Origin of the sequence: Thiobacillus denitrificans ATCC 25259, from assembly GCF_000012745.1 — a bacterium.
GTDB lineage: Bacteria > Pseudomonadota > Gammaproteobacteria > Burkholderiales > Thiobacillaceae > Thiobacillus > Thiobacillus denitrificans_B.
Map to the genome: position 1 here is coordinate 2,304,435 of NC_007404.1, position 22,706 is coordinate 2,327,140.

The following is a 22,706-nucleotide window of genomic DNA, read 5'->3' on the forward strand; positions in this document are numbered from 1 at the left end:
ATAAAAAAAGCGCGCCCCATAAAAAAAGCGCCCGAAGGCGCTTAGGGGGCAGGAGTCCGAAATTGTTTACTTGAGTTTCTTGATGCCCATGAGGCCGAGCACGTACTTCTCGTACAGCGGCTCGGTCGAGCCTTTTTTCATCTTGCGGATGAAGTACTTCTCGAAGGCGACCTTGGCCAGATGCACCCACTTGCCTTCCTTGAACCAGTTGACATTGCGCGGCGGAATCTGCGGCAGGGCCACGAAGGCGGCGCCGGTGTCGCCGAAGTCGGCGAGGCAGATCGCGTTCCAGGTCGCCTTCTCGGCAGGCTCGCGGCCGTCGAGCACGGCGCGGATGTTGTGCGCGGTCGCCGTCACCATCGATTCGATCATGTAGCCGGTCTTCGGCGTGCCGGTCGGCACGGGAGTGACCTCGACGGGTGGGATCGCGACGCACACGCCGACGGAGTAGACGTTCGGGTACTTCGCGTTGCGCTGGTAGGGGTCGATCGTGATGAAGCCGCGCGGATTGGTCAGCCCCTCGATGCCGAACACAGCATCGATGCCCTTGAACGCCGGCAGCATCATCGAGTAGCCGAACGGCAGTTCGTGCTCCTTGATCACTTCGCCCTTGTCGTTGTGCTCGGCGACGAACATCTTGCCAGCCTCGACCTTGGTGACCTTGGCGTTGCAGATCCACTTGATGTGGCGCTCGCGGAGGACCGATTCGAGCATGCCCTTGGAATCGCCGACGCCGCCCAGTCCCAGATGGCCGATATACGGCTCGGCCGTGACGTAGGTCATCGGCACGCGGTCACGAATCTTGCGCTTGCGCAGGTCGGTGTCCATGATCATCGCGTACTCGTACGCCGGGCCGTAGCAGGAAGCCCCCTGCACCGCGCCGACCACGATCGGCCCCGGGTTCTTCACAAAATCGTCCCACGCGCGGCCCGCGGCCTGGGCATGGTCGACCGTGCATACCGACTGGGTGTAACCCTCGGGGCCGAGGCCCGGGACTTCGTCGAACGCGAGCTTGGGCCCCGTCGCGATGACGAGGAAGTCATAGTCGACGGTCCTGCCGTCGGTGAGGTCGATCTGGTTCCTGTCGGGATGCACGCGCGCGGCGCCGACCGGAATGAAGTCGATGTTTTTCTTGTTGAGGTAAGGCGCGGCCTCGAGCGTGACGTCGTCACGCTTGCGCCAGTTCACCCCCACCCAGGGGTTGGACGGCGTGAACTGGAAGTACGAATTGTTGGAAATGACGGTGACCTTGTCCTCGGCCCGTGCCGACTCGCGCATTTCATACGCCATGGTCATGCCGCCGACGCCGGCGCCGAGTATTACGATGTGTGCCATGTGTTGTTCTCCTGGGGTGCTGTGTGGTTGGGTAGGCGACTCACCACTCGAAGACGCGCACCATGGCGTCGAGGCCGTCCTGAACGATCTTCTGCAAGTCCTCGGGGCAGTCCTCGCGCTCGAGCGCGAGGGTCGTGTAGGCGGACAGGCTCTTCAGCGCACAGGCGATCCTGGCCACATCGTCGACCAGTTCCGGGGGGATGTTCACGCCCGGCTTCAGCTTCCAGTTCGTGTTTTCAGACATGTTCGCTCCGTCCTATCGAGGGTTGTGTCTCCCTGTTATAGCAACCGGCATGCCAACCGCGAGGGGCCGTAATTACGCGGGGCGCGGCGGTGGTCCAACGCTGACATGGCTTTGATGTCATGGCACTGTTAGCATGTGTCATGACGATCAGCGGGGACCACGCCATGCCATCCATCGAACTGCAGGACATCATCGACGCGAACGACCAGCCTTTCGTCGTGATCGACAGCGCATACCGCATCGTCGCGGCCAACCGGCGCTACGCGGAAACCTATGGCGCGACGCCCGAGGCGATCGTCGGCGAGCACTGCTACGCCGTGTCTCACCACTCGCCGCGGCCCTGCCACGAAAACGGCGAGCAATGCCCGCACCGCGCCCTGTTCGAGAACGGCGAGGCGGTCGAGGTCGTGCACACGCACTTTCATGCCAACGATCAGCCCGAGCGCACTCGCATCCGCGGCCACGCGCTGCGCGGCCCGGACGGCGAGCGCTACCTGGGCGAGCAGCTCTACCCGCTCGAAGCCGACATCGGCCTGGATTGCGACGCCATGCAGATGGTCGGGCAGTCCCCGGCGTTTCTCGCGTGCGTCGACAATCTCGCGCGCGTCGCCGAAAGCGAAGCGTCGATCCTGCTGTATGGCGAAAGCGGCGTCGGCAAGGAACTCGCCGCGCGCTTCATCCATGCTCGCTCGCAGCGCAGGGGCGGCGCCTTCATCGTGATCAACTGCGCCGCGGTGCCCGAAACCCTGTTCGAAAGCGAGCTGTTCGGCCACGAACGCGGCGCGTTCTCGGGCAGCAGCGGCCTCAAGAAAGGCCTGTTCGAACTCGCCGACGGTGGCACGCTATTCCTCGACGAGGTCGCGGAGATCCCGCTGGCGCTGCAGGCCAAGCTGCTGCGCGTACTGGAGACCGGGGAATTCCGCCGTGTCGGCGGCACCCACACGCTGACCGCGGACGTGCGGCTGGTGTCGGCGACCAACCGCCGCCTGCTGGACGAAGTCGACGAAAAGCGCTTCCGGCTCGACCTCTACTACCGGCTGGCCGGCATCGACGTCGTGCTGCCGCCGCTGCGCGAGCGCCGCGCCGACCTGCCCGCGCTGGCCGCCTTCCTGCTCAAGCGACTGGCCGGCGGCCGCCGAGCCTGCCGGCTCGACGCGAGCGGACTGGCGGCGCTGCAGGCCTACGATTTTCCGGGGAACGTGCGCGAACTGCGCAACCTGCTGCAGCGCGCGGTGCTGACCTGCCGCGACGGCGTGATCGGCGCCGCCGATCTGAACCTGCCCGTCGCCGCCGTGACGCCGGTCCAGCCGGCGACGCAGGGGCTCGCCGACATCGAGCGCGCGCACATTCGCGCGCTGCTCGCCAGCCGCGGCGGCCACCGCGGACGGGTCGCCCAGGCACTCGGCGTCACCGAGCGCACGCTGTACCGCAAGCTCAAACGCTACGGCCTGAGTTAGCGCCCGCGCGTTTCGGCGGGCCGGGCAAACGCCTTATTCGACGACGTCGCCGAAGCGCGCGTAGGCGAGCTCGGCCGCACGCACGACCGCCCGCGCCTTGTTGAGCGTCTCGGTCCACTCGTTGTCGGGGACCGAGTCGGCGACGATGCCGGCGCCGGCCTGGGCGTAGAGCATTCCATCCTTGACGACGGCCGTGCGGATCGCGATCGCGAGATCCATGTCGCCGCTGAAGCCGAGGTAGCCGACGGCGCCGGCGTAGACCCCGCGCTTGCTCGGTTCGAGCTCGTCGATGATCTCCATCGCCCGCACCTTGGGCGCCCCCGAGACCGTACCTGCCGGAAAGCTCGCGCGCAGGACGTCGAGCGCGGAGAGTCCGGGCTTGAGCTTGCCTTCGACGTTCGAGACGATGTGCATGACGTGCGAATAGCGCTCGATCTGCATGTGTTCCGTGACCTTGACGCTGCCGGTCACGGCGACCCGCCCCGTGTCGTTGCGCCCGAGGTCGAGGAGCTGCAGATGTTCGGCGCATTCCTTCGGGTCGGCCATCAATTCGGCCGCGAGGCGCTGATCGTCCTCGCGCGTGAGCCCGCGCGGCCGCGTGCCGGCGATCGGCCGCAGCGTGACCGTGTCGCCCTCGAGCCGGACCAGGATCTCGGGCGACGAGCCGACGATGTGGAAGCCGCCAAGGTCGTAGAAATACATGTAGGGCGACGGGTTGAGGCTGCGCAGCGCACGGTAGAGCGACAGCGGCGAGGCCTCGAACGGCCGCGCCATCCGCTGCGACAGCACGACCTGCATGACGTCGCCGGCCGCGATGTACTCCTTGGCCTTGGCAACCGCGGCCTTGAACTCGGCTTCGCCGAATTCGGAGCTCGCTTCGGCGACGACCGGGCGCGGCTCGCTCGGCAGCGTGACCGGCGCGTGCAGCTTCTCGGCAAGCTCCGCGAGCCGCAAGTGCCCCTGCGCATAGGCGTCCGCCTGCATCGGGTCGGCGTGGGTGACGAGATAGAGCTTGCCGGCGAGGTTGTCGAAGACGGCGAGTTCCTCGGTCAGCATCAGCAGGATGTCGGGCGTGTGCAGGACGTCGTCCTTGCGCACGAGGTTCTTGTTGAATTCCGGCGTCAGTCGCTTCTCGATGTAACGGATCGTGTCGTAGCCGAAGTAGCCGGCCAGGCCGCCGGTGAAGCGCGGCAAGCCCAGGACCGGCGCGGCCTTGAAGCGGGTCTGATACTCGGCGATGAAAGCGAGCGGATCGGGCGTGCTGCATTCCTCGACGACCTGGCCGTCGGTTTCGACCGTCAGGAGGTGGGCGCGCACCCTGAGCACGGTGCGCGCCGGCAGGCCGATGAAGGAATAGCGTCCGAAGCGTTCGCCGCCGACGACCGATTCGAGGAGATAGGTATAGGGCGCGTTGGCGAGCTTGAGATAGACCGACAGCGGCGTCTCGAGGTCGCCGGGCAGTTCGCGCACCAGCGGGATACGGTTGAAGCCCTGGCGGGCAAGGTCGAAGAATTCTTGTTCGGTCATGGCAGGGGTCGGGATCCGGGATTCAGGGGTCAGGGAATGTGCTGCGCGTCTTGTCAGGACGAGCGCCGCCATCGGCGGCACGGCCCCTGAATCCTGATCCCCGAATCCCGCCCCCTTGCCATCACGCCTTCGTCACCATCAGCGCCGCCTCGGCGAGACTCGGCACGACTGCGTCGAGATCGAGTTCGGTGACCGGGCGCCCGCGGTTGTAGCCGTAGGGCACGCAGAATACCGGGCAGCCTGCGGCGCGCGCGGCCTGCGTGTCGTTGAGCGAATCGCCGATCAGCAACAGCTCGGCTGGGGCTACGCCGAACACCTCGCACGCATGCAACAGCGGCAGTGGGTCGGGCTTGCGCTTGGGCAGCGTATCGCCGGAGAGGATCAGCTCGAAGTAGTCGTACAGCCCCGTGCCCTTGAGGAGCGGGACGGTGAACTGCTCGGCCTTGTTGGTGATGCACGCCATGTGCAACCCCATCGCCTTGAAGGCCTGTAGGCCCTCGACCACGCCGTCGAAGGGGCGCGAGTGCAGCGACACGTGCTCGCCGTAATGCTTCTGGTAGGACGCGATCGCCTGCGCGAACAACGCCGGATCCGGCTCGGCGTCCATCTCGCCGGTGAGCACCCGCTTGACCAGACGCGAGACGCCGTTGCCGATATAGGTCGAAATGGTCTCGAGCGACGGGCAGGGCCGCCCGAGCTCTGCCATCATGAGTTCGGCGGCATGCGCGAGATCGGGCGCCGTATTGAGCAGGGTGCCGTCGAGGTCGATGACGACGGCCTTGATGGGAAGGGGGAAGCTTTTCATTTGAGTAGGGGTCAGGATTCAGGGGTCGGGGTTCAGGGGACGAGCGGCCTGCGGCCGCACAATTTCGAAAGGCGCGAAGCACAAAGCCCCCCGACCCCTGACCCCCGAATCCTGGCCCCTGCGGTTTTACACTTTCGCCAACTCCGCGCGCATCGCGGCGATGATGCTGTTATAGCGCTGCGGGTCGCCCTCTTTGGCCGCGCCGAACACGGCCGAGCCGGCGACGAAGGTGTCGACGCCGGCGCGCGCGACTTCGGCGATGTTGGCCGGGCCCACGCCGCCGTCGATCTCGAGGCTCACGTCGAGGCCGCGGTCGTCGATCATCTTGCGCACGGCGCGCGCCTTGTCGAGCACATAGGGGATGAACTTCTGCCCGCCGAAGCCAGGGTTCACGCTCATCAGGAGCACCATGTCGAGCTTGTCGAGCGTGTATTCGAGCACGTCGAGCGGCGTCGCGGGGTTGAAGACGAGGCCGGCCTTGCAGCCGTTTTCCTTGATCAGTCCGATGGTGCGGTCGATGTGCTCCGACGCTTCGGGGTGGAAGGTGATGTAGGTCGCGCCGGCCTTGGCGAAGTCGGGAATGATGCGGTCGACCGGCTTGACCATGAGATGCACGTCGATCGGTGCGGTGACGCCGTGCTTGCGCAGCGCTTCGCACACCAGCGGGCCGATCGTGAGGTTGGGCACGTAATGGTTGTCCATGACATCGAAATGAACGATGTCGGCGCCGGACGCGAGCACGTTGTCGACCTCCTCGCCTAGGCGGGCGAAGTTGGCGGACAGAATGGACGGGGCGATGCGGTACGTCATGGGGGAGCTCCGGAATTTTTGTCGACCCCGCATTTTAGCTTAAGTGCACCGGCCCATTGCGTTACACTCGGCGATCCATCCCGTCGAGCGGAGCCCAGCACAACCGTGGCCGAAGGCAAGAAATACCAGATAAACATCAGCGTCAACACGGCTTATCTGGCGGAGCAGAGCGACCCGTCGGCCGACCGTTACGTGTTCGCCTACACCATCACGATCGAAAACGTCGGCACGGTCGCCGCGCAGCTGATCTCGCGTCACTGGGTGATCACCGACGCCGACGACGTCGTGCAGGAAGTCAAGGGCCTCGGCGTCGTCGGCGAGCAGCCGCTGCTGCGCCCCGGCGAGACCTTCGAATACAGCAGCGGGGCAGCGCTCGCGACGCCGGTCGGAACCATGCAGGGCAGCTATCAGATGGTGGCCGAGGACGGCAACAAGTTCGACGCCGAGATTCCCCGCTTCACGCTGGCCATGCCGCGCGTGCTGCACTGACGCCGCTGGCGCACGGGGCTTATTTCTTCATGGTCCACCAGACGATGAAAGCGAGCAGTCCCAGCGCAATCCCGGCTTCCAGCACCAGCCAGCCCAAGCCCTGGCTCTCCATGAGTCGTCCTCCTCGCTTGCTATACTCGGCGCTCGTTTTTCCTGCCGTGAACGATATTCACCCGTGACGCCACTACGCGCAAGTCCGTGGCTGGTCGCGCTGCTGCTTTCGGCGTGCGCGGTCCGTCCTCCCGCGCCCGAGGTCCCGCCGCCCGCGCAAGCACCGCAACCCGTCCCGCCGGTGGCCGCGCCCCTGCTGCCAACGCTCGTTCCGGCCGACTGGTCGGCGGTCACTTCCTGGCAGAGCGACAGCGCCGAAGAAGCCTGGGGCGCGTTCCTGCAAAGCTGCAGCGCGCTCGGCAAGCGTCCGGCGTGGCAGGCGGTCTGCGCCGACGCCGCGGCCATGCCCACGCCCGACGCGGCCGCTGCCCGCGCCTTTTTCGAGCAGCGCTTCCAGCCCCACGAAGCGCGCCAGGAGGACGGCAGCGCCGAAGGGCTCGTAACCGGCTACTACGAACCGCTGCTCAAGGGCGACCGCGTGCGCACCCAACGCGCGCGCTACCCGCTCTACGCCGCGCCCGACGATCTCGTCGCGGTCGAACTGGCGAGCGTCTACCCCGAGTTGAAGAACCTGCGGCTGCGCGGACGTCTGGTCGGGAAAAAGGTCGTGCCCTACCCGTCGCGTGGCGAGATCACCACGGGCGGCGACAACGGGGGCTTCCGCGGCAGGCCGATCGCCTGGGCCGAAGACCCGGTCGACCTGTTCTTTCTGCAGATCCAGGGGTCAGGCCGCATCGAATTGCCCGACGGTTCGCACTTGCGCGTCGGCTATGCGGACCAGAACGGCCACCCCTACCGCTCGATCGGCAAGCTCCTGGTCGAACGCGGCGAACTCAAGCTCGAAGAGGCTTCGATGCAGGGAATCAAGAACTGGGGCGCGAAAAATCCCGAGAAGCTGCCCGAACTTCTCGCCAGCAATCCGAGCTACGTCTTCTTCCGCGAGTTGCCGAACGGCACTGAGGGGCCCCTCGGCGCGCTCGGTGTGCCGCTCACGGGCGGGCGCTCCATCGCGGTCGACCCGCGCTTCATTCCACTCGGCGCGCCGGTCTTTCTCGCGACGACCGAGCCGAACTCGAGCGTTCCGCTAAACCGGCTGGTCATGGCACAGGACACGGGCGGTGCGATTCGCGGCGGCGTGCGCGCGGATTTCTTCTGGGGGTTCGGCACGGCGGCCGGGGAACAAGCGGGCCGCATGAAGCAGCGCGGCCGGATGTGGGTATTGCTGCCGCGTACGGCAATCGAGACCGCAGCCGAGCTGCGGCGCTAACCGGCTCGGAACGACAACGCCGGCCGGATCGCGCGACTGCGCGGACTCAGTGCAGCAAGTCCGCCAGCTCGTCGGCGTGGTCCTCCTCCATCGCGAGGATGCCTTCGAGCATGGCGCGCGTCGTCGGATCGTGCTCGCCGAAATAACGCACCATTTCGCGGTAGCTCTCGATCGCGATCCGTTCCGCGACCAGGTTTTCGCGAATCATGTCCTCGAGCGACGCGCTCGTCACGTATTCGGCGTGGGACAGCGAGGTCAGGCACTCCGGATTGAATTCGGGCGCACCGCCGAGTTGCACGATGCGCTTGGCGAGCAGGTCGGCGTGGGCAAGTTCCTCGTTCGAGTGGACGAGAAACTCCTGCGCGATCGGCTCGGAATTGATGCCCTTGGCGACGAACGCATGCTGGCGATACCGCAGCGTGCAGACGAGTTCGGTCGCCAGGGCGGCGTTGAGCAACCCGACCGCGGCCTCGGCCTTGAGGCCGTAGTCCCCGGTCACCGCGCCCGCTTCGATGTGCTGGCGGGCGCGCGCCCGCAGCGTCGCGACGTCGGTCAGAAATCCGCCTGCGGCCGTGCTCCCTTCCGCCTTGCCGGTACCCGCCGCCGGGCGCGCGGTGTCATTCATGAGTTGCTCCTCGGGTTGAAATGAACGGACAGCGTTTGCGGATTACTTGTCGCGGTCAGCGGCGTCCTGAATCTTTTCGCCACCGCTCTCGATATCCTTGCCCGCGCCTTCCATCGTGTTGCAGCCCGCCAGGACGACAAAGAACGACGACATCAACAGTGCAAGAAGCTTTTTCATGGTTTTCTCCTAGGGTTTCATGACTGAATGCGTCACAAGCGGGGCGCTTTGGCACACGCCGGATGACGAATCCATCCTAAGCGCCGGCCCGGGCGCCATCTGTCAGTGCGCGCGGATTGACCTGTCGGAAGATTCCTGCAATAACAAACGACCATTCGCGTTACGCTATCGATCATGCCCAACGCCTCCGCCCGCCCCCCTATTCACGCGCTGCCGCGGCCATCCGAGGATTTGCGCGTCAGCACGCATTTGTATCTTGCAGCCGGCATGGCGCTGCTGATCGGCATGCTCGTCGCGAGCTACATGCAGGCCTCGGCGGGCCTCACCGCGCTCAAGCAATTCGGCGTCGCCAACCAACGCGCCGACCATCTCGACCGCCTGAGCCAGCTCCTGCTCCATGCGCAGTCGGCGACGCGCGGCTACGCGCTGACCGGCAGTCAGTCGCAGCTCGATTCCTATCGCGCGACCGTGCCCCTGATCCAGGACATCCTGCGCGTGATCGAGCGCGACCACGTCACGGAATCGCGCTCCGACACCGCCCGCCTGGTACAGCTCGCGCACGGCGTCGCCGCGCGCCAGGAAATCACGACGCGCCACCTCGAAAGCGGCCTTCCGGCGAAGAAAACTTGGTTCGAGGAAGGCACGCTGGCGATGGACGCCTACCTCCAGCAACACAACAAGATCAAAGTCGATCTGCTCACCGACAACCTGCAGAACGTCCGCCAGTCGGTCAGCGGCTTCGAGATGGCGCGCGTGAGCACGGTCCTGCTCGCGATTGCCTCCTTGCTGCTGCTGTTGCTGACGATCTCGCAGCAGCAGAAGAAGCAGGAGCTGCAAGCCAGGATTCGTCACCTGCTCGAAGCGGAAAACGAACGGCTCGATCACGAGGTCCAGCTGCGCACGGCCGAATTGACGAATCTTGCGACCTACCTCACGGACGTGCGCGAGAGCGAGAAACTGCATCTCGCGCGCGAACTGCACGACGAACTCGGCGCCCTGCTCACCGCGGCCAAGCTCGACGCGGACTGGATCGAGCGCAAGCTGCCGCCGGAAATGCGCGCCCTCGTCGAGCAGCGGCTCACGCGTCTGCGCCAAAGCCTGGTCGGGGGGATCACGCTCAAGCGACGGATCACGAACAACCTGCGTCCTGCGCTGCTCTATGACCTCGGGCTGATCGAGGCCCTCAAGTCGCTGGTCGCCGAGTTCCGCGAGGACGGCGAGGCGGATATCACCGCGGAACTTCCGGAAGACTGCCCCGAACTCTCCGAAGAGGTGTCATTGAGCCTTTTTCGCATCGTCCAGGAAGCGCTCACCAATGTGCGCAAATACGCCCAGGCGAAGCACGTACATATCGCACTACGGACGAAGAGCGACGCGGTCGAGTTGTCGATCACGGACGACGGCGTCGGCTTCGACCCGCATTCGCCGAAAGTCGCGCGCCACGGTCTCGCGGGAATCAAGCATCGGGTGTTCGACCACGGCGGCCAACTCGATATTCGTACGGCGCCGGGAAAAGGCGTGGCGATCAGCGTGATGCTGCCGCTCTGAGTCAGTGCGCGGACTTGTCGTGCGCGGCGGCCGCGACGTAATCCAGGAGCTGGTTGATGTGCAGGGACTTGTCGAAGAAGGCATCCATGCCGAAGCGCTCGCAGCGCTGGCGCATCGTGGTGTGCCCGTAGTTGGTCAGCACGACCTTGCGCGGCGTGCCGTAGCGATCCGAATCGGTCTGCAGCGCGTCGAGCACGCCGATCCCGCTGCCCTGCTTGAGCTCGACGTCGATGATCACGAGGTCGACGGGGTTCTCGGCGAGCCGGCGCAGGGCTTCGGCCTCGCCGTCGGCGCACCCGACGTACTCCACGCCGTCGAGCTCGCTCAGCATGCTGCCGAGCAATTCCTGGAGCAGCAGCGAATCCTCGATCAGGAAGATCTTCAGCATGTCGGGATGCGAGGGCGAGAGCCGAGCCGAGAACTCATTGTGAGCCGGCTTATTCTGCAATGAGTCCGTGTCGTAATGCATAGGTCGCAAGTTCCGCATTGCTCGCGACGTTGAGCTTTTCGGTCACGCGCGAGCGATAGGTACTGATGGTTTTGACGCTGAGGTGGAGTTGCGAGGCAATGTCGGACACCGACTCGCCGCGCGCGAGCCTGAGAAACACCTGAAGCTCGCGGTCCGACAAGGCTTCGTGCAGCACCCCGCGCCGCTCGCCGCTCATTTCTTCGGCGAGCAACTCGGCTGTGCGCGCGGAAACGTAGCGCCGCCCATTGGAAACGGTGTGGATCGCCCGCAGCAGGTCTTCCTGTTCGCAGTCCTTGCACAGGTAGCCGTTGGCGCCGTTCTTGATCATTGCGAGCGCATAGCTTTCCTCGGGAAAGCCGCTCAGGATCAGTACCTTGACGTCAGGATGACGCTGCCTGATCGTTCTCAGCACGTCGACCCCACTTTTCCCGGGGAGGGAAATGTCGAGCAGCAGCACGTCGCAGGGCGCGGTCCGCAACTGCGCAAGCGCCTCGTCGCCATCCGCGGCCTCGAAACTGATGCGAATCGCGGAATCGTCGCCGAGAAGCTCGCGAAAGCCGGTCCGGACGATTTGATGGTCATCGACGATGGCAACCTGAATCATGTAGCGCTCCGTGGCAATGCCGCTACGATCGATCCGGTATTTTCGCGCCTGCTAGCGCCCACGCAGCAGGTTCACCACGAACGTCGCGATTGCCATTATTAGAAAGACGACAAAAAGAATCTTTGCGATGCCTACCGCACCTGCCGCGATTCCGGAGAACCCGAACACGGCCGCCACAATGGCGATGATGAAGAATACCAACGCATAGTACAACATCAAATTCTCCTCGATAGACCTGGGGATGAGTGCCGATCAGATCTGCCGTGTCTCAAAGACTAAACACATGGCAAGCGTGAGCCATCAGCCTGAGCCGGGCCCGTTTGTGGGATTCCGCCTACACACACCTGAGCTACTTGATGCTTTTGACCGCGAACACACCGAGAACCAGGAACAGCAGGAACAGTGCAACGGCAATGTAGAACAGGATCTTGGCGATGGCGGCCGCGCCGGAAGCCACCCCGGTAAAGCCGAAAAATCCGGCAATCAACGAGATGACGAAAAACACCAGTGCCCATTTCAGCATGACGCATCTCCTTCCAAATGACGGCAGACCTGGGGGGCCGATACTTCCGCCTTCGGCGGCGTATGCGGTACCGTACCCGCCTGCCCATCTGATCGCATCATTGCCTACGCGTCACGCCATGAATGTCGGAGACGACCGCGATCGGACTCGGTCAACGCTGTCTTGTCGCGTAAGTGTCGTCCGATTGGACTGTACGAACGATGTAGGGGACCACCTACAGCGGCTTGGCAACGTGACGGACACCGAGCCGCGGTCGACTCTCCTGTGTACCCGCCTGTACGTTTCCTAGACTGAAGCTGTGCCCGGCGCGTGTCCGGCACCGTCCGCAAAACCAGTCTGCCAAGACCACATAGGAGAATCACATGGACCCATGGAACACTGAAAATCCGGCCGGCGGCGTGAGCACCGGCGACCCCGCGGCCGAACACGCCCGCCGCTCGCTCGAGGAGGTTCGCGCGAGCGCCGAAGACCTCGCCGCTCGCGGCAGCGACGCGATCCGCAGCAGCACGGCGCGTGCGCGCGAAGCGATCCATCACACGACCGATCAGGCCGCCCATTACATCCAGCAGCAGCCCTTGAAAGCCCTGCTGATGGCCGCGGCGGCGGGCGCGGCGATCGCGATGCTCGCCGGCCTGCTCAGCAAGAGCCACCACACGCACTGATCGACGACCCTAGGCGGCCTGCCATGTTGCCACCGCTCGTGCGCGCGATGCTCGAGGAGCCCGGCCTGTTCACCGGGTACGTCAAAGCCTACGCCGTGTTGTTCAAACAGGACGCGGCATGGTGGCGAACCAAGCAGGTGCGCCGCCTGGTGAATCTCGCCGCCCTCGTCGGCGGCGGATTTTTCGCCGTGCTGTTCGGCGGCGTGGCGTTGATGATGTTCGCCGTGACCGGCGTGGCCCACTGGCTGTTGTGGGCCGTCCCCGTCGCGCCCGCGCTCGTCGCACTCGTTGCAGCTTGGCGCCTGCGTCACCCGCGGCCGGAATCGGAAATATTTCCACGCGTCCGCGAGCAGGTCGCGCAGGACATGCGCTTATTCAGCCTCAAGGAGCGGACCCATGAACCAGCCCATGAACCAAAACTACAACCAAGATCATGACGCGTCCGTCGCAGCGCCGGCGTTTGGCGACGCCGAGAGCGCACTGCAGCAGAACCGCGACGTGCTGCGCCAGCGTCTGGCACAGCGGGAGCAGGAAAAGCACTCGCTCGACGGCGTGTCCGACTTCGTCGAGATCGCCGCGCCGCTCGCACGTCGGCTCGTGCGCAAGCACCCCTACGCCGCCATCGGCGGTGCCGCCGTGGTCGGCGCACTGCTCGCGCGCGGCAACCTCTGGCGCACGCTCGGCGGGTCGCTGATCGCGGGTGCCGTCGCCCGCGAGGTCGTCAAGGTATCGCTGTCGTCGGGTCGCAGCTGGCTGGAACGGCTCAACGCGGCGGCCGCCGCCGAGGACAGCAGTCCACCGCCGTAATCGCGTGAGGGCGGGGATACGCGATGCCGCATCCGAGCCCCTCACCCATCCCGCGACGCAGTCGCGGCGGGATCGCGGGCCTGACAAGAATCCTGATCGCTTGTTGCGCGGCGCCGCTCTGCGCCTGCGCCACCCTGCCCGAGGCGCCGCGTCTCGCGGCGGGTCCAGTCGCCAGTCCGCCGGTCAATTTCGAGTCCGCTCGCGGCCCGGTTTCGGCACGCCGCAACGCGGCGATCTTCGCCGAGCTCAAGCGCGACGGCGGCGACAGCGCGATCCTGCTGCGCCACCTCGCGCTCGAGGAAGCGGTCAATCGCGACAGCCCGCTCGTCGTCGGCAACCGGCTGACGTTGCTGCAGGACGGGCCGGCGACCTACCGCGCGATGTTCGCCGCGATCCGCAGCGCTCGCGATCACGTCAACCTGCAGACCTATATTTTCGAGGCGGGGCAGACCGGCGAGACCTTCGCGCGCCTGCTGCTCGAGAAACAGGCTGCCGGCGTGCAGGTCAACATCATCTACGACAGTGTCGGCTCGATCGACACGCCGCCCGCTTTCTTCCAGCGGCTGCGCGACGCCGGCATGCGCGTGCTCGAATTCAATCCGGTCAACCCGGCCAAGCTCAAGAAGAAGAAATGGCGGCTCAACAACCGCGATCACCGGAAGCTGCTCGTCGTCGACGGCAAGACGGCTTTTCTCGGCGGGATCAACATCAGCGAGACCTATTCGAGCGGCTCGCTGTCGCGCCCGAGCAAGAAAAAAGCCAAGGACCGTGAATCGGAGGGATGGCGCGACACGCATCTGCAGGTCGACGGTCCTGCCGTCGCCGAATTCCAGAAGCTGTTTCTCGACACCTGGGCGCGGCAGAAAGGCCCGCCGCTGCCCGCGCGCGCGTATTTCCCCAAGCTCGCGCGCCAAGGCAACGAAATCGTGCGCGCGATCGCGAGCGAAGCCGACGAGGGCGACAGCCCGATCTATCTGACGCTGCTCTCGGCGATCGAACACGCCGAGCGCAGCATCCGCCTGACCAACGCGTATTTCGTCCCCGACCCGCAATTGCGCCGGGCGCTCGCCGCCGCGTCCCGGCGCGGCGTCGACGTGCAGATCATCCTGCCGAGCCGGACCGACTCGTGGGCCGTGTTCCACGCCGGACGCTCGCACTACGACGAACTGCTCGACGCCGGCGTGAAGATCTACGAACGCCACGGTACCGTGCTGCACGCCAAGACCGCGTCGGTCGACGGCGTCTGGTCGACGATCGGTTCGACCAACCTCGACTGGCGCAGCTTTCTTCACAACGACGAGCTCAACGCGGTCGTGCTCGGAACCGACTTCGCCCGCCAGCTCGACGCGATGTTCGTGCGCGACCGGGCGGCATCGGAAAAGATCGACCTCGAGAAATGGCGTCGTCGCGCGCTGCACATCCGCATGCAGGAATGGATCGCCCGGCGCTTCGAGTACTGGCTGTAGATCGCGAGCGCCTCGGAGAACGCGGGAACGGAACTTAATCGCCAACGCGGCGACGAATTCGAGTCGCGCCGAATTACAAGCGGCCCCTTCCGGGCCAGAACAGTAAGGAGAGAGACATGAAAACGCTGATCGTCGGCCACTACGGCCAGCAGACCGACGCGGACAACGCCGCACGCGAATTGCTGCGGGCCGGCTTTCCGGCCGCCGAACTGGGCCTCTTTTACTTCAACCCGCAGGGACAACACGCGACCTACCCGATCGGTGGCGACGAGAATGAATCGCCCGGCACCCACGACGCCAAGAGCGGGGCGGTACGCGGCGCGGTGGGCGGCGTCGGCGCCGGCACGCTCGTCGGTGCGGCGACCATTCCGGTTCTCGGTCCGGCCGCGCCGCTGTTCGGTGCGGCCGTCGGCGCCTACACGGGTTCGCTCGTCGGCGCGCTCAAGCACATGGAAGAGTCCGAGGAAGCCGCAAGTCCGCCGCCCGAGCGGGCCCCACGTGCCGCCGCCGCGGACACGCGCAAGGCCGGCATCATGCTCGCGGTCGCGGTCGACACGGCCGACGAGCGTCAAACTGCCGTCGAGGTTCTCGGCGCCCAGGCCGATGAACTCGAAGAGGCGCAGGGCACGCTGCAGAACGGCGACTGGGTTGATTTCGACCCGCTCGCCCCGCGCAAGCTGATCCCCTCCGCCGCCCCACGCCCCTGAGTCCGACGCGGCGGCGCTACCGTCACGCCGCTTCGGACGTCTCCTACATCCGCCTCCACCCGCGCCTGACGGCTGCGAAGACGCGCCCCGGCTAATATCCGAGGGACCGTACGTCGCGCCGGGTTGTGGAAGGGTGGGTTCCGGTGCGACCGATAATGACAAACATACGGAGCAGCCCCCACGGCCCGGCGCGTCGCCACTTGCGCGCGGCCTCTGCGCGCTCGCCTCCGAGGGCCTTTCGCCTGCGAAAGGAGGGAAAAAATGGCTAGCTGGCTGCGGAATTGGTTCGAGAATCTGACCCAGACGCGCAAATTCCATCCGTCCTGGATCCTGATCGGCGTCATCGTATCGGCCTTTCTTGCCGCGCTGGTCTGGGGCGCGGCCGTGCTCCTGACACGCGCCGAGGCCGACGACCTCACGCCCGTCGACACGCGGATCCCGACAGGCGGCGACGCAGTGCACGAGGGCGCGCCGGCGACCATCACGCCACCGGCCGTGCCGCGCGAAGCGCCGCAGAAGACGATCCAGGTCCGCTTCCTCCCGCCGGCCGCCCAGTGGGAGCGCATTCCAGCGGCGACGCCGGCGCCCACGCCGCTGCCCTGGGCGCGCCCGCTCCGCCGCGTGACCTGAGCGCAGGCCGCGGAACGCCCGGCCTGCGGGTGGCTCGAAAGAGTCTGGATCCACGTTTTTGACGACCGGAGGTGAAGCATGGCGACAAGCCCACGAACGCTCTGGAAAGGCGCCATCAGTTTCGGCCTGGTACACATTCCGATCGCCCTCTACACCGCGACCACCGAGCAGGGACTCGACTTCGACTGGCTCGACAAGCGCAGCATGGATCCGGTCGGCTACAAGCGCGTCAACAAGCGCACCGGCAAGGAGATTTCGCGCGAGAACATCGTCAAGGGCATCGAGTACGAGGACGGCCGCTACGTCGTGCTGTCGCCCGAAGAGATTGCCGCAGCCTACCCGAAGACGACGCAGACGATAGAGATCGAGACCTTCGCGCCGGCCGCGGACATCCCCTTCATCTACCTCGATCGACCCTACTACGTCGCGCCGATCAACAAGGGCGCGAAGGTCTACGCCCTGCTGCGCGAGATCCTGCGCAAGACCGGCAAGGTGGGCATCGCGCGCGTCGTCATCCAGAGCAAGCAGCATCTCGCGGCGCTGATGCCCTATGGCCCGGTCATGGTCCTCAACCTGCTGCGCTGGGGCGACAAGATACGCGGCTACGACGCCCTCGATCTGCCGGCGGAAGGCATCAAGGCGGCCGGCGTGAGCGACAAGGAAATGCGCATCGGTGAGCAGCTCGTCGAGGACATGAGCGCCCCCTGGGATCCGGCCGCGACCCGCGACTCGTTCAAGGAGCAGATCCTGCAGCTCGTCGAGGCGAAGGCACAAGCCGGCAAACTCGAATCGGTCGCGCCGATCGAAGCGCGCGAGCACGAACCGGCCGGCGCCACGATCTACGACCTCACCGAACTGCTGCAGCGCAGCCTGAGCAAGGCGAAGCAGGACAAACAGCCTTCGGCGCGCGCCACGCCCAAGGCCCGCGCGGGTGCGAAGACGCCGACCAAGTCGGGCGGCAAGCGCAAGGCCGCGTAACCAATGGCCAAGCGCGACCCGCTTTCCACCTACACCGAGAAACGCGATTTTTCGATCAGCCCGGAGCCAGTGTCGGGCGGCCAGGCCAATGAGGCGGCGCGCTCGTTCGTCGTGCAGAAACACTGGGCGACGCGACTGCATTACGACTTCCGGCTCGAACTCGACGGCAGCATGAAAAGCTGGGCCGTACCGAAGGGGCCGAGCCTCGACCCCGCGGACAAGCGCATGGCCGTGCACGTCGAGGACCACCCGATCGCCTACAACGCGTTCGAGGGGACGATCCCGCCCAGGCAATACGGCGCCGGCAAGGTCATCATCTGGGACAAAGGCACCTGGGTTCCGCTCGTCGATCCGCGCCGCGGCTACGAGGAAGGCCATCTCAAATTCGAACTCCACGGTCACAAGCTGCAGGGGCGGTGGGCGCTCGTGCGCATGAAGGGTAAAGGCGAAGCCAAGGAGCCCTGGCTCCTGATCAAGGAAAAGGACGAACATGCGCGCCCCGCCGCCGACTACAGCGTCGTCGACGCCCTGCCCGACAGCGTCGCGGACAAGGACGACGCCGCGGCCGTGACGAAGGCCGCGGCGCCGCGGCGGCGTGCAGGCGAAACGCCGCGCCCGCGCAAGGCGCGCGCGGCGAAGGCCACGGAAAAAGCGGGCGCGGCGGCCGTCGAGGGCGCGGTGAAAAGCGCGCTGCCGGCGACGCTGGCCCCCCAGCTCGCGACGCTCGCCGACAAGCCGCCGGACGACGGCGACGGCTGGGTCTACGAGGTAAAGTTCGACGGCTATCGCATGCTCGCGCGCATCGACAAGACGGTCCGCCTGTTCACGCGCAACGGCAACGACTGGAGCCACAGGCTCGCGCCGCTGGTCAAGGCGATCGAAGCGGCCGGGCTGCGGCCCGGCTGGCTCGACGGCGAGGTCGTCGTACCGAACGCGGCCGGCGTGCCGGACTTCCAGGCGCTGCAGAACGCCTTCGACCAGGCGCGCGCGGACGCCATCGTCTACTACGTCTTCGACCTGCCGTTCTACGACGGTTACGACCTGCGCGCGGCGCCGCTCGTCGCGCGCAAGGCGCTGCTCGCGGGCTTGCTCGACACGCCGCACAGCGACGCGCTGCGCTTGAGTGAAAGCTTCGACGCAGCGCCGCGCGACATCCTCGCATCAGCCTGCAAGATGGGGCTCGAGGGCGTGATCGCGAAGCGCCGCGACGCGCCCTACGTCTCGCGCCGCTCGACCGACTGGCTCAAGCTCAAGTGCACGCGGCGCCAGGAATTCGTGATCGGCGGCTACACCGATCCGCGCGGCTCCCGGCCCGGGCTCGGCTCGCTGCTGCTCGGCGTGCACGACGCGCGCGGCGAACTCGTCTACGCCGGCAACGTCGGCACCGGCTTCGACCACGGCACGCTCGGCGATCTCAGGAAAAAACTCGCGGCGCACGCGCGCGACACGAGCCCGTTCGTCGACGCGACGGGCATCGCGGGCAAGCCGCACTGGGTCGACCCCAAACTTGTCGCCGAGGTGTCGTTCGGCGAATGGACCAAGAGCGGCCGGATCCGCCACGCGGTGTTCGAGGGGCTGCGGCTCGACAAGCGCGCGGCCAGCGTCGTCCGCGAGGAACCCGTTGCCGCGGCGGCCGCCGCCCCGCGCCTGCCGGCCGATCTGAAGGTCTCGCACCCGGAGCGCGTGGTCGACAAGGCGAGCGGCACCACCAAGCTCGCGCTCATCGCCTACTACGCGCGGGTCGCCCCGCTGATGATGCCGCACCTGAAGGCGCGGCCGGTGTCGCTGGTGCGCGCGCCCGACGGCGTGGGCGGATCGCTCTTTTTCCAGAAGCACGTCGAGGCGTCGCAGATGCGCGGCGTCAAGACGCTGCCGCGCACGCTCGACCCGGGTCACGCGCCGCTCATCGAGGTCGCCGCGGCCGAGGGCCTGCTGACCGCAGCGCAGATGAACGTGATCGAATTCCATACCTGGAACGCGCGCAAGACCCGGATCGACAAGCCGGACCGCATGACCTTCGACCTCGATCCCGGCGAGGGCGTCGGCTGGACCACGGTGCAGGAATCCGCCCACCTCGTGCGCGAATTTCTCTCCCAGCTCGGGCTGGCGTCGTTTCTCAAGACCAGCGGCGGCAAGGGCCTGCACATCGTCGTGCCGCTCAAGCGCCTGCACGACTGGGATACGGTCAAGGATTTTTCGCACGCGATCGTGCGCCATCTCGCGAGGACGCTGCCGCAACGCTTTGCCGCCAAGAGCGGGCCGAAAAACCGGGTCGGCAAGATCTTCATCGATTACCTGCGCAACGGCTTCGGCGCGACCACGGTCGCCGCCTGGTCGGTGCGCGCACGCCCAGGGCTCGGCGTCTCGGTGCCACTCGAATGGCGCGAACTCGACGCGCTCACGAGCGCTGCGCAGTGGACGGTCCCGAACATCGACTCGCGCCTCGAAATCGGCAACGCGCCGTGGGAGGCCTACGACGCCTCGAGCCACAGCCTGACCCGGGCGATGAAGACGCTGGGCCACGTTCCGAAAACGCCGGCATAGGCCGCGTCCGACAACACGTCGCGCCGATCGCCCTTGAAGCACCGCGCGCCGCGCCGTGAAATAGAGGGGAGCGACCCTCGGCCCGCCCGATGTGGTCGCCACTCATCTTCCTTCAACCCGTGATGCGAAAGGACACACCATGACCACAGCAAAACAGAAGGACGCCTGCGATCTGCTCGACGCCGATCACAAGGCGGTCAAGAAGATGTTCGGTGAATTCGAGGAACTGACCGAGGCGCGCGGCAATACCCGTGAGAAGAAACGCGCGCTCGCGGAGAAGATCTGCCGCGAACTGACGGTCCATACCCGGATCGAGGAGGAGATCTTCTATCCCGGCATCCGCAACGCGATCCGCGACGAGCTCATGATGAGCGAGGCCGAAGTCGAGCACGAAAGCGCCAAGCAGCTCATCGCGCAGATCCAGGCCATGGAGCCGGGTGACGCGCACTACGACGCCAAGGTGATGGTGCTCGGCGAATACGTCGACCACCACGTCAAGGAGGAGCGCAACGAGATGTTCCCCAAGGCGCGCGCGACCAAGGTCGACCTCGTGAAGATGCGCGATGCGCTGCAGGCGCGCAAGGAGGAACTGATGGCGGAATACGAGGAAAAGGCCGCGGCCTGATGCAGACCCGGGCGGGGCGACTCTCCGCCCTACCCCCGCGCCCGGCGACGCCGGGACGCCAACACACCTCGCGCGCGGTGGGACTCCCCGTGCGACGAGGCGATCCCCCTACATGGAAGTGGCATCCCCTGCCGGCACGGCGGGGGCAGACCAGCGAAACGCGGGCCGCAGGCGCCGTTCAGAGGCTGCGCACGACTCGCTCGCTGCGCTGACGCAGTTCGCGCATCGCGGCGTGCAATTGCTGCGGCGTGAGCGGGTGGACGACCAGCGCCCAGCGTCCCTGCCGGATCGCACGCCGCACCGTGGAGATCACGCGGCTGTGGTCGGGCCGCGCGGTGAGCAGACCGCCGAGCAGCAGCCCGATCGCGCCGGCGAAGGCGACGAAGCCGAACAAGGCCATGCCCGGCGTGCTCCTGACCGCCGGATTTCCCGCGGCCATCAGGCCGAGCCAGATCAACACCCCGATCGCGCCGCCGACGAATCCCATCACCAGGTGGGTGCGGATCATCGTCCGCCAGATTCCCGCCTGCTCGGGCTCGAGCTTGCGCGAGAACGCCGGTGTCGGAGCAGCGGCGTCGTCTTCCGGTCCGATCAGATAGACCTGGGCATCGTCGACCTGCGCGGCGCGCTTGAGCTCCTGCGCCACGCTCTCGGCCTGCGCCTTGCTGGCGAACAGCGCCGCAACCTTGGTCAGCGAGCGTTCACCGAACAGCAGTTGCTTCAGTCTCATCGCCGCTCCTTATGCTGAGAAGACCGGCCGGCGGCGGGTAAATCGCCTCCCCTCGACGCAGCAACGGCTGCGCAAAGCGCGCAGCCGTCGTACCCGCCGCCTGCGCGGCTTGAGCGCCGGCGACCGGGGTCGCCCGCTCGATGGAACCGGTCAATGGAACCAGTCGTCGCGCGCGCGCGTCTGCCAGTCGTTGATCTGTCTTTCCGCTTCGTCCTTGGTGACCCCGTAGCGCTCCTGGATACGCCCGGCCAGCTGGTCGCGCTGCCCCTGGATCCTGTCGAAGTCGTCGTCGGTCAACTGTCCCCACTGCTCCTTGAGCTTGCCCTTGGCCTGCTTCCAGTTACCTTGGATGATGTCCCAGTTCATGCTGTCTCCTTCCAATGCGTGTTCGTGAAGTGCGCCTGCGCGCGCTCAGGGTTGCACGACGATGTCGTTGCGTACGTCCTTGACGTTGGCGACGCTGCGGGCGATCGACTCGGCCGCCTCGCGCTCGCTGGCGTTCTTGGCGAAGCCCGATAGCTGCACGGTGCCGTTGAGCGTCTTGACCTTGATCGCCATCGCACTGACGACGGGGCTTTCGGCAAAGCGTGCCTTGACCTGGGTCGTGATCGCCGAGTCGTCGACGAACTGGCCGACCGTCGACTGGTCGCGCGTGACCGCGCAACCCGCAAGGCCGAGCGTGCTCGCGACGAATACCGCGGCAATGAGTTTTCCGGTCGCCATGATGATGTCCTTTTTGTTCCGGGGCGGGCGTCGCCCGCCCCTTGCGCGACCCGACTAAGGCTTAGGCCTTGGTCGTCAGGCCGCGACGACGGCTGACCTGCCAGCCGATGAGGCCGAGGCCGGCGAGCATCATCGCGTAGGTCTCGGCTTCCGGGATCGGCGCCGTGGCGACGGTCAGGCCGCCGTACTTCTTGTCGACGAAGGCCATCGACGAACCGGCGTTCGTCTCGCCGATCAACAGATTCTGCCAGGTGACATTGACGGTCTGCGCGTCGGTCCAGCTCGAGATGTCGGTCGAGTTGCTGGCGGACCAGTTGGTCGTGCCGCCGCTGCTGATGACGTCCAGCGGCGCGTCGGGCGCGATCGCGGTCGTCACGTCGGAGAGCGGATTCGCGACGTCGAAGACGCGAACCTGGCCCGCGACGTTGGCGCTGCTGCCGCCGCCGAGCAGCATGTAGTCGCCGCGCTCGGTCATGTCGACGCTCGAGAAGTTGTAGCCGCTGTGGGCGGTGACCTGGACGTTGACCGTGTTATTGGTCAGGTCGATGCCTGCGCCGTTGAGCGATTCGGCCTGGAATTCCACCGGCGTGAACGACAGGGTGTCGCCGACCAGGGTCGGGGTGCCGAATAGGCCCAGCAATTCGTCGTCGAAGGTGTAGTCGACGGTATCTCCGGTCAGCGTGACGGACGCCGCCGACGCTGCGCCGGACAGTGCTTGCCCAAGCAGGAAGACAGCTACTGCCGCTTTTTTCATATGCTTCATGGATCGCTCCTTAAAATTGCCTTTGGGAATAGAAGAACCTGGGCTGGCCAGGCTCTCGACCGTCCCTCTCGCGAGGTTCG

At 66.1% G+C, this 22,706-nt stretch carries 28 protein-coding genes; 13 read left to right on the top strand and 15 right to left on the bottom strand.

Annotated elements, in window-relative coordinates; genetic code table 11:
• Positions 1 to 66 precede the first annotated feature (66 nt).
• On the bottom strand, positions 67 to 1,335 hold the full coding sequence (locus TBD_RS11175; protein WP_011312737.1) for an NAD(P)/FAD-dependent oxidoreductase: 1,269 nt from the start codon (positions 1,333 to 1,335) through the stop codon (positions 67 to 69).
• Between the two features lie 40 nt (positions 1,336 to 1,375).
• Positions 1,376 to 1,579: a hypothetical protein gene (locus TBD_RS11180; protein WP_011312738.1), complete on the bottom strand. Its 204-nt coding sequence runs from the start codon at positions 1,577 to 1,579 to the stop codon at positions 1,376 to 1,378.
• A 164-nt stretch (positions 1,580 to 1,743) separates the two neighbouring features.
• Here TBD_RS11180 and TBD_RS11185 point away from each other — a divergent pair, with 164 nt between their 5' ends.
• Positions 1,744 to 3,036, top strand: a complete 1,293-nt coding sequence (locus tag TBD_RS11185) for a sigma-54 interaction domain-containing protein (RefSeq protein ID WP_011312739.1) — start codon at positions 1,744 to 1,746, stop codon at positions 3,034 to 3,036.
• 33 nt (positions 3,037 to 3,069) lie between these two features.
• Here TBD_RS11185 and trpE read toward each other — a convergent pair whose 3' ends face one another.
• The 3 genes from trpE to rpe form a co-directional block, all read right to left on the bottom strand.
• Positions 3,070 to 4,563, bottom strand: a complete 1,494-nt coding sequence (gene trpE / locus TBD_RS11190) for an anthranilate synthase component I (protein ID WP_041432726.1) — start codon at positions 4,561 to 4,563, stop codon at positions 3,070 to 3,072.
• Between the two features lie 121 nt (positions 4,564 to 4,684).
• Complete coding sequence (locus TBD_RS11195) at positions 4,685 to 5,368, bottom strand: phosphoglycolate phosphatase (protein WP_011312741.1); 684 nt, start codon at positions 5,366 to 5,368, stop codon at positions 4,685 to 4,687.
• Positions 5,369 to 5,494: 126 nt separating this feature from the next.
• Positions 5,495 to 6,178: a ribulose-phosphate 3-epimerase gene (gene rpe / locus TBD_RS11200; RefSeq protein WP_011312742.1), complete on the bottom strand. Its 684-nt coding sequence runs from the start codon at positions 6,176 to 6,178 to the stop codon at positions 5,495 to 5,497.
• Between the two features lie 105 nt (positions 6,179 to 6,283).
• Here rpe and apaG point away from each other — a divergent pair, with 105 nt between their 5' ends.
• On the top strand, positions 6,284 to 6,667 hold the full coding sequence (gene apaG, locus TBD_RS11205) for a Co2+/Mg2+ efflux protein ApaG (RefSeq protein WP_011312743.1): 384 nt from the start codon (positions 6,284 to 6,286) through the stop codon (positions 6,665 to 6,667).
• Between the two features lie 175 nt (positions 6,668 to 6,842).
• A complete protein-coding gene (gene mltA / locus TBD_RS11210; RefSeq protein ID WP_011312744.1) occupies positions 6,843 to 8,045 on the top strand; it encodes a murein transglycosylase A in 1,203 nt (400 codons plus the stop codon).
• 46 nt (positions 8,046 to 8,091) lie between these two features.
• On the opposite strand, the gene TBD_RS11215 is transcribed toward mltA, so the two are convergent.
• Both TBD_RS11215 and TBD_RS11220 read right to left on the bottom strand, forming a co-directional pair.
• Positions 8,092 to 8,670: a ferritin-like domain-containing protein gene (locus tag TBD_RS11215; RefSeq protein ID WP_011312745.1), complete on the bottom strand. Its 579-nt coding sequence runs from the start codon at positions 8,668 to 8,670 to the stop codon at positions 8,092 to 8,094.
• Positions 8,671 to 8,712: 42 nt separating this feature from the next.
• Positions 8,713 to 8,847 carry an entericidin A/B family lipoprotein gene (locus tag TBD_RS11220; protein WP_011312746.1) on the bottom strand — a complete coding sequence of 45 codons (135 nt, stop codon included), beginning with the start codon at positions 8,845 to 8,847 and terminating at the stop codon, positions 8,713 to 8,715.
• Between the two features lie 174 nt (positions 8,848 to 9,021).
• On the opposite strand from TBD_RS11220, the gene TBD_RS11225 reads away from it, so the two are divergent.
• The gene (locus TBD_RS11225; RefSeq protein ID WP_011312747.1) at positions 9,022 to 10,395 is read left to right on the top strand and encodes a sensor histidine kinase; all 1,374 of its coding nucleotides are present in this window, start codon (positions 9,022 to 9,024) and stop codon (positions 10,393 to 10,395) included.
• A gap of 1 nt (position 10,396) precedes the next feature.
• On the opposite strand, the gene TBD_RS11230 is transcribed toward TBD_RS11225, so the two are convergent.
• From TBD_RS11230 to TBD_RS14635, 4 genes are all read right to left on the bottom strand, one after another.
• On the bottom strand, positions 10,397 to 10,783 hold the full coding sequence (locus TBD_RS11230; protein ID WP_041432728.1) for a response regulator: 387 nt from the start codon (positions 10,781 to 10,783) through the stop codon (positions 10,397 to 10,399).
• 49 nt (positions 10,784 to 10,832) lie between these two features.
• Positions 10,833 to 11,468 carry a response regulator gene (locus tag TBD_RS11235; RefSeq protein ID WP_011312749.1) on the bottom strand — a complete coding sequence of 212 codons (636 nt, stop codon included), beginning with the start codon at positions 11,466 to 11,468 and terminating at the stop codon, positions 10,833 to 10,835.
• Between the two features lie 51 nt (positions 11,469 to 11,519).
• Positions 11,520 to 11,684, bottom strand: a complete 165-nt coding sequence (locus TBD_RS14630; RefSeq protein WP_041432730.1) for a DUF1328 domain-containing protein — start codon at positions 11,682 to 11,684, stop codon at positions 11,520 to 11,522.
• Positions 11,685 to 11,817: 133 nt separating this feature from the next.
• Complete coding sequence (locus tag TBD_RS14635; RefSeq protein ID WP_011312751.1) at positions 11,818 to 11,991, bottom strand: DUF1328 domain-containing protein; 174 nt, start codon at positions 11,989 to 11,991, stop codon at positions 11,818 to 11,820.
• A gap of 362 nt (positions 11,992 to 12,353) precedes the next feature.
• On the opposite strand from TBD_RS14635, the gene TBD_RS11250 reads away from it, so the two are divergent.
• The 9 genes from TBD_RS11250 (at position 12,354) to TBD_RS11290 (ending at position 20,410) form a co-directional block, all read left to right on the top strand.
• Complete coding sequence (locus TBD_RS11250; RefSeq protein WP_011312752.1) at positions 12,354 to 12,653, top strand: hypothetical protein; 300 nt, start codon at positions 12,354 to 12,356, stop codon at positions 12,651 to 12,653.
• Between the two features lie 23 nt (positions 12,654 to 12,676).
• Positions 12,677 to 13,090 (top strand): hypothetical protein, encoded by a 414-nt coding sequence (locus TBD_RS11255; RefSeq protein WP_011312753.1) that lies wholly within the window; start codon positions 12,677 to 12,679, stop codon positions 13,088 to 13,090.
• Positions 13,050 to 13,460: a hypothetical protein gene (locus TBD_RS11260; RefSeq protein ID WP_148203052.1), complete on the top strand. Its 411-nt coding sequence runs from the start codon at positions 13,050 to 13,052 to the stop codon at positions 13,458 to 13,460. The genes TBD_RS11255 and TBD_RS11260 overlap by 41 nt, the downstream gene beginning before the upstream one ends.
• A 23-nt stretch (positions 13,461 to 13,483) precedes the next feature.
• On the top strand, positions 13,484 to 14,926 hold the full coding sequence (locus TBD_RS11265; protein ID WP_011312755.1) for a phospholipase D-like domain-containing protein: 1,443 nt from the start codon (positions 13,484 to 13,486) through the stop codon (positions 14,924 to 14,926).
• Positions 14,927 to 15,042: 116 nt separating this feature from the next.
• Complete coding sequence (locus TBD_RS11270; protein WP_011312756.1) at positions 15,043 to 15,633, top strand: hypothetical protein; 591 nt, start codon at positions 15,043 to 15,045, stop codon at positions 15,631 to 15,633.
• Between the two features lie 261 nt (positions 15,634 to 15,894).
• The gene (locus tag TBD_RS11275; RefSeq protein ID WP_011312757.1) at positions 15,895 to 16,263 is read left to right on the top strand and encodes a hypothetical protein; all 369 of its coding nucleotides are present in this window, start codon (positions 15,895 to 15,897) and stop codon (positions 16,261 to 16,263) included.
• A gap of 78 nt (positions 16,264 to 16,341) precedes the next feature.
• On the top strand, positions 16,342 to 17,241 hold the full coding sequence (locus TBD_RS11280; protein ID WP_011312758.1) for a Ku protein: 900 nt from the start codon (positions 16,342 to 16,344) through the stop codon (positions 17,239 to 17,241).
• Positions 17,242 to 17,244: 3 nt separating this feature from the next.
• Complete coding sequence (gene ligD / locus TBD_RS11285; protein ID WP_011312759.1) at positions 17,245 to 19,785, top strand: DNA ligase D; 2,541 nt, start codon at positions 17,245 to 17,247, stop codon at positions 19,783 to 19,785.
• Between the two features lie 139 nt (positions 19,786 to 19,924).
• Positions 19,925 to 20,410, top strand: a complete 486-nt coding sequence (locus TBD_RS11290) for a hemerythrin domain-containing protein (RefSeq protein ID WP_011312760.1) — start codon at positions 19,925 to 19,927, stop codon at positions 20,408 to 20,410.
• A gap of 178 nt (positions 20,411 to 20,588) precedes the next feature.
• Here TBD_RS11290 and TBD_RS11295 read toward each other — a convergent pair whose 3' ends face one another.
• The 4 genes from TBD_RS11295 to TBD_RS11310 form a co-directional block, all read right to left on the bottom strand.
• On the bottom strand, positions 20,589 to 21,140 hold the full coding sequence (locus tag TBD_RS11295; protein ID WP_011312761.1) for a hypothetical protein: 552 nt from the start codon (positions 21,138 to 21,140) through the stop codon (positions 20,589 to 20,591).
• A gap of 150 nt (positions 21,141 to 21,290) precedes the next feature.
• Positions 21,291 to 21,506 (bottom strand): CsbD family protein, encoded by a 216-nt coding sequence (locus tag TBD_RS11300; RefSeq protein ID WP_011312762.1) that lies wholly within the window; start codon positions 21,504 to 21,506, stop codon positions 21,291 to 21,293.
• 45 nt (positions 21,507 to 21,551) lie between these two features.
• A complete protein-coding gene (locus tag TBD_RS11305; RefSeq protein WP_011312763.1) occupies positions 21,552 to 21,863 on the bottom strand; it encodes a BON domain-containing protein in 312 nt (103 codons plus the stop codon).
• A 61-nt stretch (positions 21,864 to 21,924) separates the two neighbouring features.
• The gene (locus TBD_RS11310; RefSeq protein ID WP_011312764.1) at positions 21,925 to 22,626 is read right to left on the bottom strand and encodes a PEP-CTERM sorting domain-containing protein; all 702 of its coding nucleotides are present in this window, start codon (positions 22,624 to 22,626) and stop codon (positions 21,925 to 21,927) included.
• Between the last annotated feature and the right edge of the window lie 80 nt (positions 22,627 to 22,706).

What these genes read in the sequence shown, in the direction of transcription:
- TBD_RS11175 (WP_011312737.1), bottom strand. Translation starts at nt 1,335, where the DNA reads ATGGCACACATCGTAATACTCGGCGCCGGCGTCGGCGGCATGACCATG.
- TBD_RS11180 (WP_011312738.1), bottom strand. Translation starts at nt 1,579, where the DNA reads ATGTCTGAAAACACGAACTGGAAGCTGAAGCCGGGCGTGAACATCCCC.
- TBD_RS11185 (WP_011312739.1), top strand. Translation starts at nt 1,744, where the DNA reads ATGCCATCCATCGAACTGCAGGACATCATCGACGCGAACGACCAGCCT.
- trpE (WP_041432726.1), bottom strand. Translation starts at nt 4,563, where the DNA reads ATGACCGAACAAGAATTCTTCGACCTTGCCCGCCAGGGCTTCAACCGT.
- TBD_RS11195 (WP_011312741.1), bottom strand. Translation starts at nt 5,368, where the DNA reads ATGAAAAGCTTCCCCCTTCCCATCAAGGCCGTCGTCATCGACCTCGAC.
- rpe (WP_011312742.1), bottom strand. Translation starts at nt 6,178, where the DNA reads ATGACGTACCGCATCGCCCCGTCCATTCTGTCCGCCAACTTCGCCCGC.
- TBD_RS11215 (WP_011312745.1), bottom strand. Translation starts at nt 8,670, where the DNA reads ATGAATGACACCGCGCGCCCGGCGGCGGGTACCGGCAAGGCGGAAGGG.
- TBD_RS11220 (WP_011312746.1), bottom strand. Translation starts at nt 8,847, where the DNA reads ATGAAAAAGCTTCTTGCACTGTTGATGTCGTCGTTCTTTGTCGTCCTG.
- TBD_RS11225 (WP_011312747.1), top strand. Translation starts at nt 9,022, where the DNA reads ATGCCCAACGCCTCCGCCCGCCCCCCTATTCACGCGCTGCCGCGGCCA.
- TBD_RS11230 (WP_041432728.1), bottom strand. Translation starts at nt 10,783, where the DNA reads ATGCTGAAGATCTTCCTGATCGAGGATTCGCTGCTGCTCCAGGAATTG.
- TBD_RS11235 (WP_011312749.1), bottom strand. Translation starts at nt 11,468, where the DNA reads ATGATTCAGGTTGCCATCGTCGATGACCATCAAATCGTCCGGACCGGC.
- TBD_RS14630 (WP_041432730.1), bottom strand. Translation starts at nt 11,684, where the DNA reads ATGTTGTACTATGCGTTGGTATTCTTCATCATCGCCATTGTGGCGGCC.
- TBD_RS14635 (WP_011312751.1), bottom strand. Translation starts at nt 11,991, where the DNA reads ATGCTGAAATGGGCACTGGTGTTTTTCGTCATCTCGTTGATTGCCGGA.
- TBD_RS11250 (WP_011312752.1), top strand. Translation starts at nt 12,354, where the DNA reads ATGGACCCATGGAACACTGAAAATCCGGCCGGCGGCGTGAGCACCGGC.
- TBD_RS11255 (WP_011312753.1), top strand. Translation starts at nt 12,677, where the DNA reads ATGTTGCCACCGCTCGTGCGCGCGATGCTCGAGGAGCCCGGCCTGTTC.
- TBD_RS11260 (WP_148203052.1), top strand. Translation starts at nt 13,050, where the DNA reads ATGAACCAGCCCATGAACCAAAACTACAACCAAGATCATGACGCGTCC.
- TBD_RS11265 (WP_011312755.1), top strand. Translation starts at nt 13,484, where the DNA reads ATGCCGCATCCGAGCCCCTCACCCATCCCGCGACGCAGTCGCGGCGGG.
- TBD_RS11270 (WP_011312756.1), top strand. Translation starts at nt 15,043, where the DNA reads ATGAAAACGCTGATCGTCGGCCACTACGGCCAGCAGACCGACGCGGAC.
- TBD_RS11275 (WP_011312757.1), top strand. Translation starts at nt 15,895, where the DNA reads ATGGCTAGCTGGCTGCGGAATTGGTTCGAGAATCTGACCCAGACGCGC.
- TBD_RS11280 (WP_011312758.1), top strand. Translation starts at nt 16,342, where the DNA reads ATGGCGACAAGCCCACGAACGCTCTGGAAAGGCGCCATCAGTTTCGGC.
- ligD (WP_011312759.1), top strand. Translation starts at nt 17,245, where the DNA reads ATGGCCAAGCGCGACCCGCTTTCCACCTACACCGAGAAACGCGATTTT.
- TBD_RS11290 (WP_011312760.1), top strand. Translation starts at nt 19,925, where the DNA reads ATGACCACAGCAAAACAGAAGGACGCCTGCGATCTGCTCGACGCCGAT.
- TBD_RS11295 (WP_011312761.1), bottom strand. Translation starts at nt 21,140, where the DNA reads ATGAGACTGAAGCAACTGCTGTTCGGTGAACGCTCGCTGACCAAGGTT.
- TBD_RS11300 (WP_011312762.1), bottom strand. Translation starts at nt 21,506, where the DNA reads ATGAACTGGGACATCATCCAAGGTAACTGGAAGCAGGCCAAGGGCAAG.
- TBD_RS11305 (WP_011312763.1), bottom strand. Translation starts at nt 21,863, where the DNA reads ATGGCGACCGGAAAACTCATTGCCGCGGTATTCGTCGCGAGCACGCTC.
- TBD_RS11310 (WP_011312764.1), bottom strand. Translation starts at nt 22,626, where the DNA reads ATGAAGCATATGAAAAAAGCGGCAGTAGCTGTCTTCCTGCTTGGGCAA.